This is a genomic window from Pseudomonas sp. B424 (assembly GCF_055408345.1).
Window position 1 is genome coordinate 45,916 of the sequence record NZ_JBUZTL010000010.1, and the last position, 11,795, is coordinate 57,710.

Annotated in this window: 12 protein-coding genes; 5 read left to right on the top strand and 7 right to left on the bottom strand. The window is 59.3% G+C overall.

The window, feature by feature from the left end; all coding sequences use genetic code 11:
• Window positions 1-23: 23 nt before the first annotated feature.
• On the bottom strand, window positions 24-785 hold the full coding sequence (locus ACZRMS_RS13885) for a YdcF family protein (RefSeq protein WP_463995723.1): 762 nt from the start codon (window positions 783-785) through the stop codon (window positions 24-26).
• A gap of 149 nt (window positions 786-934) precedes the next feature.
• Complete coding sequence (locus ACZRMS_RS13890) at window positions 935-1,222, bottom strand: hypothetical protein (RefSeq protein ID WP_048359362.1); 288 nt, start codon at window positions 1,220-1,222, stop codon at window positions 935-937.
• A gap of 235 nt (window positions 1,223-1,457) precedes the next feature.
• Between ACZRMS_RS13890 and leuS the strand changes: the two genes are divergently transcribed.
• From leuS to ACZRMS_RS13915, 5 genes are all read left to right on the top strand, one after another.
• Window positions 1,458-4,064 carry a leucine--tRNA ligase gene (leuS, locus tag ACZRMS_RS13895; protein WP_463995724.1) on the top strand — a complete coding sequence of 869 codons (2,607 nt, stop codon included), beginning with the start codon at window positions 1,458-1,460 and terminating at the stop codon, window positions 4,062-4,064.
• Between the two features lie 88 nt (window positions 4,065-4,152).
• Window positions 4,153-4,758: an LPS-assembly lipoprotein LptE gene (locus ACZRMS_RS13900; RefSeq protein WP_463995725.1), complete on the top strand. Its 606-nt coding sequence runs from the start codon at window positions 4,153-4,155 to the stop codon at window positions 4,756-4,758.
• 43 nt (window positions 4,759-4,801) lie between these two features.
• Window positions 4,802-5,839, top strand: a complete 1,038-nt coding sequence (holA, locus tag ACZRMS_RS13905) for a DNA polymerase III subunit delta (RefSeq protein WP_463995726.1) — start codon at window positions 4,802-4,804, stop codon at window positions 5,837-5,839.
• Window positions 5,840-6,020: 181 nt separating this feature from the next.
• A complete protein-coding gene (gene arfA, locus ACZRMS_RS13910; protein WP_003444166.1) occupies window positions 6,021-6,170 on the top strand; it encodes an alternative ribosome rescue factor ArfA in 150 nt (49 codons plus the stop codon).
• 50 nt (window positions 6,171-6,220) lie between these two features.
• Window positions 6,221-7,528, top strand: coding sequence for a lytic murein transglycosylase (locus tag ACZRMS_RS13915; protein ID WP_463995727.1), 1,308 nt, complete (start codon window positions 6,221-6,223; stop codon window positions 7,526-7,528).
• An 82-nt stretch (window positions 7,529-7,610) separates the two neighbouring features.
• Here the strand turns inward: ACZRMS_RS13915 and ACZRMS_RS13920 are convergent, their stop codons facing one another.
• From ACZRMS_RS13920 to ACZRMS_RS13940, 5 genes are all read right to left on the bottom strand, one after another.
• On the bottom strand, window positions 7,611-8,564 hold the full coding sequence (locus ACZRMS_RS13920) for a S66 peptidase family protein (protein WP_463995728.1): 954 nt from the start codon (window positions 8,562-8,564) through the stop codon (window positions 7,611-7,613).
• Between the two features lie 4 nt (window positions 8,565-8,568).
• A complete protein-coding gene (lipA, locus tag ACZRMS_RS13925) occupies window positions 8,569-9,609 on the bottom strand; it encodes a lipoyl synthase (RefSeq protein ID WP_048359369.1) in 1,041 nt (346 codons plus the stop codon).
• Window position 9,610: 1 nt separating this feature from the next.
• Window positions 9,611-10,264, bottom strand: a complete 654-nt coding sequence (gene lipB / locus ACZRMS_RS13930; protein WP_463995729.1) for a lipoyl(octanoyl) transferase LipB — start codon at window positions 10,262-10,264, stop codon at window positions 9,611-9,613.
• Window positions 10,264-10,539 (bottom strand): DUF493 domain-containing protein, encoded by a 276-nt coding sequence (locus ACZRMS_RS13935; RefSeq protein WP_048359371.1) that lies wholly within the window; start codon window positions 10,537-10,539, stop codon window positions 10,264-10,266. Before ACZRMS_RS13935 ends, lipB begins: the two co-directional genes overlap by 1 nt.
• 78 nt (window positions 10,540-10,617) lie before the next feature.
• Window positions 10,618-11,775: a D-alanyl-D-alanine carboxypeptidase family protein gene (locus tag ACZRMS_RS13940; RefSeq protein ID WP_463995730.1), complete on the bottom strand. Its 1,158-nt coding sequence runs from the start codon at window positions 11,773-11,775 to the stop codon at window positions 10,618-10,620.
• Window positions 11,776-11,795: the final 20 nt, after the last annotated feature.

Here is an 11,795-nt window from a genome sequence, read left to right on the forward strand (position 1 = left end):
CCGGTGTGCCGGCTCCCACAGACTCAGCGATAAAACAACGGGTAGGCAATCTGCCCCACGGCTTCGTTGAGCAATAGCCCGGACTGCCAGAACGACTTGTACTCTGGCATCCAGCCACCCAGCGGCCGCCCATTGTCTACACTCCAAAATCCAACCGGTGCGGGCACCACGTCAAAGCCTGACTGTTCAAAACTCCACTTCGAACGCGACATGTGCCAGGCCTGAGTCACCACAACCACGCGTTTGATCCCCAGCGGCAACAAAATATCTGCGCTCATTTGAGCGTTTTCCCAGGTCGTACGGCTTTGCTCTTCCTTCCAGCGCACCTCTACGCCGAAGTCATCGCGCATCGAGTCCGCCATCAACTGCGCCTCACTGGGCGGCACGCCGTAATGCAAACCACCGCTGACCAATACCGGCAACCCCGACGCCTTGGCCAACCGGGCCGCATAACGCTGACGCTCCAGCCCTATCCCCGTCGGCTGATCACTGCCCCATGCCGGATCGCCCTGCTCACGCCCCGACCCCAGCAATACGATGGCGTCAGCACGCAGGGCCAGTGTCGACCACTCGCTCCGGGCCAGTGCAGGCTCGCGTTCAAGCACACTGGCGCTCCATTGCACCATCACCGGCAAGCTCATCAGCCAGAAACCGCCTACGCCCAGGGCAAACAGCACGCCAGCCAAACGCGGGCACGAATGGCGCAGCCACCAGGCGAGGACCAGGAGCAGCAAGAGAATTCCGGGAGGTAACAGAAGTTGTTTAAAAAAATATCGAATAGGCATCGAGCATCTCCAAAGATGCCCGAAGCCTAAGTGGGTTGAAGGGACGCATCAACAGCGCAGGTTAGAAACCCGAACACAAACGCCTGATGCATCAACCCGGGGTACCGCCGTATGCGACCTGAAGGCCCGGCTTGAATCGCCACATGGCCTTACGCTCCCTGCACCCTGTCTTTAAGCCAGATGACCTTGGCTTTATAAGGGGCATCCTGCATGTTCATGCTGCCTTGCGAGCGTCCATCAGCCTCACGCCCGATCCGGTTCAAATAAATGTTGATCAACTCCAGCTCGGCACGACTCAAGCCTCGCAATTCCAACTCGACAGGACGTTCATCACGTAACAGGACAGCTGTCCTTGCTGAATCAAGAGCCACACTCAAACGATCAATCAGCCGCTCATATACTTGCGATGTTCCTACGCTGCGTTGCAACTCTGCCATCCGTACACCTCATAAAAGGAAATATATCTCCCCCACGAGTGAGCTTAGCTGCGCATGTAAAACCGGTGCGCTGCAGCGACCAACGGAATGATGAGGCAATCAGGGTTTCCCTCGATAGAGTGGGGTCATGTATGCTACGGGACTTCCTGTAACTCCTACTCCAACCTGACCGGGCAACACATTAGCCGGTATTTGTTGAAGAGGATTAGGCCACCCTTTATTAGTACAAGTAGCCATGCACGAACAATATCAGCCCCGTGAAATAGAAGCCGCCGCCCAATCATTCTGGGACAACCAAAAGTCCTTCGAAGTCAGCGAAGATCTAGGCAAGGAGACTTTCTACTGCCTATCGATGTTCCCGTACCCAAGCGGCAAGCTACACATGGGGCACGTGCGCAACTACACCATCGGTGACGTGATTTCCCGTTACCAGCGCATGCTTGGCAAAAACGTCCTGCAGCCCATGGGTTGGGACGCTTTTGGCATGCCGGCCGAAAACGCCGCGATGAAAAACAACGTCGCGCCGGCCAAGTGGACTTACGAAAACATCGCTTACATGAAAACCCAGCTTCGCAGCCTGGGCCTGGCTGTTGACTGGTCCCGCGAAATCACCACCTGCAAGCCGGATTACTACCGCTGGGAACAATGGCTGTTCACCCGCCTGTTCGAAAAAGGTGTGATCTACCGCAAAAACGGCACCGTAAACTGGGACCCGGTGGACCAGACCGTTCTGGCCAACGAACAAGTGATCGACGGTCGCGGCTGGCGCTCCGGCGCAGTGATCGAAAAGCGCGAAATCCCGATGTACTACTTCAAGATCACTGCTTACGCAGATGAACTGCTTGAAGGCCTCGACGACATGCCCGGCTGGCCGGAGCAGGTCAAAACCATGCAGCGCAACTGGATTGGCAAATCCCGCGGCATGGAAGTGCAGTTCCCTTACAACGTCGACTCCATCGGCGAAGCGGGCACGCTCAAGGTCTTCACCACCCGCCCGGATACGTTGATGGGCGCGACTTACGTTGCCGTGGCTGCCGAGCACCCGCTGGCTACCCTGGCCGCACAAGGCAATCCTGAGCTGCAGGCGTTCATCGCTGAATGCAAGGGCGGCAGCGTTGCCGAAGCCGACATGGCGACCCAGGAGAAAAAGGGCCTGCCAACCTCACTGTTCGTTGAGCACCCGCTGACCGGCGAAAAGCTCCCGGTATGGGTCGCCAACTATGTGCTGATGCATTACGGCGACGGCGCAGTCATGGCTGTGCCGGCACACGACGAGCGTGATTTCGAATTCGCCACCAAGTACGACTTGCCGATCATGCCGGTCGTGCGTACCAGTGCAGGCGACGAGACCCCGGCCCCGTGGCTGGCGGCTTACAACGAACACGGCACCCTGATCAACTCCGGCGAATTCGACGGCCTCGACTTCCAGGGCGCGTTCGACGCAATCGAAGCCGCCCTGACTGCCAAAGGTCTGGGTCAATCGCGCACCCAGTTCCGCCTGCGCGACTGGGGCATCAGCCGTCAGCGCTACTGGGGCTGCCCGATCCCGATCGTACATTGCGACACCTGCGGTGACGTGCCTGTACCTGAAGACCAGCTGCCGGTCGTCTTGCCAGAAGACGTCGTTCCCGATGGCGCCGGTTCGCCATTGGCACGCATGCCAGAATTCTACGAATGCAGCTGCCCTAAATGCGGCGCACCGGCCAAGCGCGAAACAGACACCATGGACACCTTCGTCGAGTCGTCGTGGTACTACGCCCGCTACGCCTCGCCACACTATGAAGGCGGCCTGGTCGAAAAATCGGCAGCTGACCACTGGTTGCCGGTAGATCAGTACATTGGCGGTATCGAGCACGCAATCCTGCACCTGCTCTACGCACGTTTCTTCCACAAACTGATGCGTGACGAAGGCCTGGTCAGCTCCAACGAGCCGTTCAAGAACCTGCTGACCCAAGGCATGGTGATCGCCGAGACTTACTTCCGTACGCTGGACAACGGCGGCAAGGACTTCTTCAACCCTGACGACGTAGAAATCGTACGTGATGCCAAGGCCAAGATCATCGGCGCCACGCTGAAGACTGACGGCCTGCCGGTAGAAATCGGCGGCACGCAGAAGATGTCCAAATCGCTGAACAACGGCGTTGACCCGCAGTACATGATCGAACAATACGGCGCAGATACCTGCCGCCTGTTCATGATGTTCGCCTCGCCGCCTGACGCAAGCCTGGAATGGTCGGACTCGGGTGTTGAAGGTTCGCACCGCTTCCTCAAGCGCGTATGGCGCCTGGCTCACACCCATGTTGGCCAAGGCCTGCCGGGGGCGCTGGACATAAGCACCCTCAATGACGAACAAAAAGTCATTCGTCGTGCCATCCACCAGGCCATCAAGCAAGCGAGCCAGGATGTCGGCCTGCATCACAAGTTCAATACCGCCGTCGCCCAGGTGATGACCGTGATGAATGTGCTCGAAAAAGCACCGCAGACCACCGAACAGGACCGTGCCTTGCTGCAGGAAGGCCTTGAGACGGTTGCACTGGTACTGGCGCCAATTACCCCGCATATCAGCCATGAGCTGTGGAACCGATTGGGCCATGCCGGCGCCGTCATCGACGCGCCATGGCCAACCCTGGATGAAAGCGCACTGGTGCAAGACACCCTGCAGCTGGTTATCCAGGTAAACGGCAAACTGCGCGGGCATATCGAAATGCCAGCCGGCGCCAGCCGTGAAGACATTGAAGCCGCTGCCCGCATCAACGAAAACGTTCTGCGGTTTACCGATGGCCTGACGATTCGTAAAGTGATCGTGGTGCCCGGCAAACTGGTCAACATCGTCGCGAGCTAACTGGAACAGGCGCCCGCACCCTGTGCGGGCGTCCAACAAGACCTTCAGGGCCGCGTGTCGGCCCATCCGGTTTCAAGGGGAGCAACACATGATCAAACGCAATTTGCTGGTGATGGGTCTCGCTGTTCTGTTGAGCGCCTGCGGCTTCCAGCTGCGCGGTACCGGCACCAACCAGCTGACTATCACCGAACTCGACGTCAGCGCACGCAACGCCTATGGCGACACCGTGCGTGAACTGCGCCAGGTACTGGAAAACAGCGGCGTCAAACTCACCGCCAATGCTCCGTACAAACTGATTCTGACCAGCGAAAAAGAAACCCAGCGTGCCGCCAGCTACTCCGGCAACGGTGGTACGGCCGAGTATGAACTGACCAACGTGCTCAACTACGAAGTCGTGGGCCATAACAACCTGACGCTGCTCAACAGCAAGGTTGAAGCGCACAAGGTTTACCTGCAGGACGCCAGCAACATCGCCGGTTCCGGCCAGGAAGCCGTGATGATCCGTAAAGAGATGCGTCGCGACCTCATCCAGCAAATGGTACTGCGTCTGGAACAGCTGACCCCGGCCCAGCTGGAAAAGCTGCAACAGGTTGCGGATGAGAAAGCCAAGGCTGAAGCCGACGCCATCGAAGCTGCACGCAAGGCTCAAGAGGAAACCCCTCAACAGTCGCCACTCGAACTGCAAAACCAGTAAGGCATACGGGGCGCTCAAGCGCCCCGCTATCGTTATAGCCCCTATGAAACTCGCCCCCGCCCAACTCGCCAAACACCTGCAAGGCAATCTCTCGCCGGTCTACATCATCAGCGGCGATGACCCGTTGCTGTGTCAGGAAGCGGCAGACGCCATTCGCAGTACCGCCCGCCAACAAGGTTTTGATGAACGCCAGGTGTTCAGCGCCGACGCCAGTTTTGACTGGGGCTCGCTGCTGCAGGCGGGCGCCAGCATGTCGCTGTTTGCCCAAAGGCGCCTTCTGGAACTGCGCCTTCCCTCAGGCAAGCCAGGTGACAAGGGCGCTGCCGCCCTGATTGAGTACTGCTCGCGCCCGGCCGAAGACACCCTGCTGTTGATCAGCCTGCCCAAGCTTGATGGCAGCGCGCAAAAGACCAAGTGGGGCAAGGCGCTTATCGACGGGCCACACACCCAGTTCGTACAGATCTGGCCGGTAGACACCAACCAGCTGCCGCAATGGATTCGTCAACGATTGTCCCAGGCCGGCTTGTCTGCCAGCCAGGATGCGGTCGAGCTGATCGCAGCGCGGGTCGAAGGCAACTTGCTGGCGGCCGCCCAGGAAATCGAAAAGCTCAAGCTGATGGCCGAAGAAGGCCAGATCACCGTCGAAACCGTGCAGGCTGCGGTGGCTGACAGTGCACGCTTTGACGTCTTCGGGCTGGTGGATGCAGTACTCAACGGCGAGGCAGCCCACGCATTGCGCATGCTGGAAGGCCTACGCGGTGAAGGCGTAGAGCCTCCGGTCATTTTGTGGGCGCTGGCTCGTGAGCTGCGGGTACTGGCCAATATTGCACTGCAATACAGCCAGGGCATCCCGCTGGACAAGGCATTCAGCCAGGCCCGCCCTCCAGTGTGGGACAAACGCAAACCCCTGATGAGCAAAGCCTTGCAACGCTATTCGGCGCAGCGCTGGGCCCAATTGCTGATGGACGCGCAACGCATAGATGCGCAAATCAAGGGCCAGGCGCCAGGTTCGGCCTGGAACAGCCTTAGCCGTCTGGCGCTGTTGATGTGCGGGCAACGGCTCAATCTGCCTGCGGAATAACCCGCAAACCTGTAGCCGCTGACGAGGAACGAGGCTGCGAAGCGGCCTCTGTATTTAGAAGGACCTGCGACCCTTATCCCAGCCTTCGGCAGCGGCTACAAGGTTCTGTGCCAGCCACTGGACAACTCAAAAAAACTGGCCGATGATTTGCGCTTGTTCAAAACACGCGAGAGTACAAATCATGAGCAAGCGCCCCAACAAGGCCAAATCCATTGTCGCCCAACCCCTGTTCCGCAGCCGCCAGGAACGCCCCGCCAAAGGCAAGGGCAGCTACCGCCGCGAAGCCTTCCAGTCGAGAGACCGGGAGGCTTTTTACTTTCTGGCTGCCTGACAGCGGGGATGATAAGGTCTGCACCTGTTTTGCATTACCTGGACCTGAGTATGCCCTTACGTCATAAACGCGGTTGGCCGATGCGCCAACTGATCGCAGCATCCAGCGTCATCCTTTTAGTCGCCTGCGCCGAGAAACCGACCGCAGCCGATGCTCAACCCCTGCCTGTGACGCCTCCCGCCCCAGCGGTGACCACCAGCGCACCAAGCACCGATGCAGCCCCCTTTGTCCAGCCCGCTCAGAGCTTCGCCGAGTGGCAAGCCAATTTCCGGGACCGGGCCCTGAAAGCCGGGATCAACCCGCTGGTGTTCGATAACGCGTTTATCGGCATTACCCCCGACATGGGCGTCATCAAGGCCGATCGCAGCCAGCCCGAATTCAGCCGCCCAGTGTGGGAGTACCTCGAGGGTGCCCTGTCGCCTTTGCGTGTGCGTAATGGCCAGCGTTTGCTGGAGCAAAATGCCGAACTGCTGAGCCGCATCGAACAGCGTTATGGCGTCGATCGCCAGGCCCTGGTGTCTGTATGGGGCATGGAAAGCAACTTCGGTTCGTTCCAGGGCAACAAGTCGGTCATTCGTTCGCTGGCCACCCTGGCCTACGAAGGCCGTCGCCCGGAGTTCGCCCAAAGCCAACTGATTGCCGCCCTGAAGATCATTCAGGAGGGCGATATCAGCCCTGAAAAAATGCTCGGTTCCTGGGCCGGTGCCATGGGCCAGACCCAATTTATCCCCACCACCTATGAAACCCACGCTGTGGATTTTGATGGTGATGGCCGTCGGGATATCTGGAACAGCTCGGCTGATGCCCTGGCGTCTACTGCCCATTACCTGCAAAGCTCAGGCTGGAAGCAAGGACAGCCGTGGGGCTTTGAAGTCACACTGCCTGCCGGCTTTGACTACGCTCTGGCCGATGGTACGGTCAAAAAAAGCGTCGATGAATGGCGCAAGCTGGGGGTCACTGTCCCTGCCAGTTCCGCAGGCTCAGAGCAGTTGACCGCTACCCTGCTGCTGCCTGCGGGCTACCGTGGCCCGGCGTTCCTGGTGCTGGATAACTTCCGCGCCATCCTGCGTTACAACAACTCTTCGTCCTATGCACTGGCCGTGGGCTTGTTGTCCGAACGCTTCAATGGTGGCGGTACGATAAAAGGTGACTGGCCTAAAGACGACCGTCCTTTGAGCCGCTCCGAGCGGATCGAGTTGCAAACCCTGCTTAGTCAGCGCAACTACGATGCGGGCAATGCAGACGGCATTATTGGCGCCAACACCCGCAAGGCGATTCGCAGCGCACAGCAAGCCATGGGCTGGCCAGCAGATGGCTACCCGAGTCACAAGCTGCTTGAAAGTTTGCGTAGCAACTAAGTAGCAGATGCGGAGCGAGCTTGCTCGCGAAGGGCGTTACACAGTCGTAATACTCTTCGCGAGCAGGCTCGCTCCCACAGGATTAGATCTTCGCTGTTACTACCGCCTGTTCAATTACCAACTGCTGCCTGTCCGCATCCAGCCGTACCTGAGCGCCCATCGGTAACGTCAGGTTCGGGTCGCAATGCCCGCTGCGCCACCCGGCCAGCACCGGAATGCCCAACGGCCCCAGTTCCTGTGTGAGCAGCCGTGCCAGGGCCTGAACATCAACCCCGGCTACATCCCCCACCAACACGCCGCGCAACCTGCTGAGCTTGCCCGCCAGGCGCATATGCGTCAGCAGCCGGTCAATCCGGTACAAAGGCTCGTTCACGTCTTCGATAAACAGAATGATGTCTTCGGCATCCAGCTCAAACGCCGTCCCCAGGGTGGCGCAGATCATGGACAGATTGCCGCCCTGCAAACGGCCGCTGGCACAGCCTGGTGCAAGGGTCATCAGCGGGTAGGCAGCAGGATGCTCCAGCACGGGCGGTTGCTGCCCGCGGAGCATGCGCAGCAATGAGGATTCGGTGGGCGGCTGTTTGTTGCCCAACAGGTCAGCGTTAAGCATAGGCCCATGGAAGGTGACAAAGCCCGCGTACCGGGTGATCGCCAGGTGCAGCGCGGTGATATCGCTATAGCCCACAAAAGGCTTGGGATGACGGCGCAGAAGCTCAAAATCGATGCTATCCAGCAAGCGCGGGGTGCCGTAGCCGCCGCGCAAACAGAAAATGGCATCAATGCTGTCATCCGCAAATGCCTCATGCAGGTCGCGCAAGCGCACCGCATCGGAACCTGCGAGGTAGCCATCCTTTTCCCACACCCCCGCCATTACCCGCAGCTGATAGCCGCGTGCATGCATCCATTGGGTGGCAAGGTTGAGATCGAGTTCGGCGGGACCTGCCGGGGCGATCAGAGCGATCACCCCGCCAGCGGGTAGCGCGGGCACCGCGCTGTGGGCCTTGAAAGACACGTGCGCGGTGAGCCGGCTGGTCATGGGGTCAGGCACCCACCAGCATGGACTTGACCAGTTTGGCTTGCTCATCGGCGTGGTACGAAGAACGTACCAGCGGGCCCGATGCCACGTTTTTGAAGCCCATTTTGTAGCCTTCTTCGGCAAACCAGGCGAACACGTCCGGGTGCACGAAGCGCTGTACAGGCAAGTGACTGCGCGACGGCTGCAAGTACTGCCCAAGGGTCAGCATGTCGATGTCATGTTCGCGCATGCGCTTCATCACTTCGATCACTTCTTCGTCCGTTTCGCCCAAACCCAGCATCAGGCCGGATTTGGTCGGGATGTGCGGCATCATCTGCTTGAAGCGCTGCAGCAAGGTCAGCGACCACTGGTAGTCGGAACCCGGACGCGCAGCCTTGTACAGGCGAGGTACGGTTTCGAGGTTGTGGTTGAACACGTCAGGCGGCTCGGCTGCGGTGATTTCCAGCGCAACGTCCATGCGGCCACGGTAATCCGGGACCAGGGTTTCAAGCAGCACGCCCGGCGACAACTTGCGGATCTCGCGAATGCAGTCGGCAAAGTGCTGGGCACCGCCATCACGCAGGTCATCACGGTCCACCGAGGTGATCACCACGTACTTGAGGCGCAGGTCAGCGATGGCAACAGCCAGGCTTTCAGGCTCGTTGACGTCCAGAGGCTTCGGCCGGCCGTGACCCACGTCGCAGAACGGGCAGCGACGGGTGCAGATGTCACCCATGATCATGAACGTCGCAGTACCACCCGAGAAACACTCGCCCAGGTTCGGGCAGGACGCTTCTTCGCATACGCTGTGCAACTTGTGTTTGCGCAGCAGCGACTTGATGCGGTCTACCTCGGGCGAAACCGGAATGCGTACGCGAATCCAGTCAGGCTTCTTCGGCAGCTCGGTGGTCGGAATGATCTTTACCGGGATACGCGCAACCTTTTCGGCACCGCGCAATTTGACGCCGGTCTCAACCTTGGAACGGGCCTCGCTGGCGCGGGCTGCACGTTCTGAGATGTCCAGCGTAGGGATCAGGGTTTGAACAGCGTCTTGCGCAGTAGTCATATCAATCGATTCCGCCCGTAAGGGTCGTCTGCTCAGCATAGTCGAGGTGTTTGACGAGCTGCGCACGCAGTCGGACACCTACCTCGGCAAATTCAATCGGCCCTGCATGGTCACGCAACTGGGTCATCGCCAGCCCCGCATAGCCACAGGGGTTAATCCGTCGAAACGGTTCCAGGTCCATGTCCACATTCAGGGCCAGACCGTGGAAGGAGCAGCCATTGCGGATCCGCAGCCCCAGAGAGGCGATTTTCGCGCCATCAACATACACGCCCGGTGCATCAGCCTTGGCTGCAGCGTTCACGCCGTAGCTGGCGAGCAGGTCGATCAGGCAGTGCTCCATGCGCGTTACCAGCTCACGCACGCCATAACCCAACCGGCGCACATCAAGCATCAGGTACGCGACCAGCTGGCCAGGGCCGTGGTAGGTCACCTGGCCTCCGCGATCCGACTTGACCACCGGGATATCCCCCGGCAGCAGCAGATGCTCGGCCTTGCCTGCCTGACCCTGGGTAAACACCGGCGGATGCTGCACCAGCCAGACTTCGTCCTGCGTGTCCGGATCAAGCTTGCGCCCATCGGTAAACCGCTGCATCGCCAGCCAGGTGTGCTCGTAGTCGAGCAAACCCAGCTCGCGAATACCCAGGACCTGCGACATCACAACACCATGTGCACGAAGCCGGTGGCTCGCAAGTCGCTGTTGATGTTGTACAGCTGATCCTGGTCGGTCGCCACGATGTGCAACTGGATCGTGGTGTACTTGCCGTTGCTGCTTTGGCGTTCATCAACACGGTCATGATTGATCGTCGCGTGTTTCTTGACGATTTCAATGATCGCGTCCCTGTTGCCCACGCCTGTATCGCTGATCACCTTAACCGGGTAATCCACGTTAGGAAATTCGATCTTTGGCGCCTTTACTTCGGTATCGGTCATGGCGTAACGGCCTCGTAAGCCCTGAGCTGCAAACGTGCCCCGCGCAGGGTGGGCGCGGGGTCACACAAGGGGATGCTATCAGTTGAACATGCCGTAGAAGAATAGACGGATGCTGTCCCAAACGCGTCGGAAAATACCACCTTCCTCAACGGGCTCAAGTGCGATCAGGTCGGCGCTGTGCACAACCTTGTCATCGAGCTTGACCTCAACCTTGCCGATCACATCGCCTTTGGCGATAGGGGCCATCAGTTGCGGGTTCATGGTCATGCTTGCAGCCAGCTTTTTCAATTGGCCTTTAGGCAGGGTCATGGTCAAGTCTTCGGCCAGACCGGCTTTAACCTGGTTGGTCGTGCCTTTCCAGACTGGCGCCTGAGCCAGCTCTACGCCCTTCTGGTAGAAGGTCTGGGTTTCGAAGAAGCGGAAACCGTAGGTCAGCAGCTTTTGAGTCTCGGCAGCACGGGCGACTTCGCTGTTGGTACCGAATACCACAGCGATCAGGCGCTGGCCGTCACGAACAGCTGACGACACCATGCAGTAGCCGGCTTCGTCGGTGTGGCCGGTTTTCAGACCATCAACGGTCTTGTCACGCCACAGCAACAGGTTGCGGTTAGTCTGCTTGATGCCGTTCCAGAAGAACTCTTTCTGCGAGTAGATCGCGTAGTGAGTCGGGTCTTCGTGAATGATGGCACGGGCCAGCAACGCCATGTCATGAGCCGACGAGTAGTGCTCCGGGTTCGGCAGGCCGGTCGGGTTCATGAAGTGGCTGTTGGTCATGCCCAGCTCGCCAGCAGTCTTGTTCATCATGTCGGCGAATGCGTCTTCGCTGCCGGCAATGTGCTCGGCCAGAGCCACGCTGGCGTCGTTACCCGACTGAATGATGATCCCGTGCAGCAGATCGCTGACCGACACCTGGGTGCCGACCTTGATGAACATGCGCGAGCCGCCGGTGCGCCATGCGTTTTCGCTGACGGTTACCGGATCGCTTTCACCGATCTGGCCACGACGGATCTCCAGGGTCGCAATATAAGCGGTCATCAGCTTGGTCAGGCTGGCTGGCGGCAGACGCTGGTCGCCGTTGTTCTCGACCAGCACGTTACCGCTGCTGGCATCCATCAGAACGTAAGCCTTGGCAGCCAGTTGTGGCGGTGCGGGCATCATCTCGACCGCCCAGGCGGCAGGCGTGATGATCAGCGGTACAAGCAGGCACAGGCGTTTGGCAAAAGTGGTGATGTTCATCCGTCTCTCGAAGTTGTTAA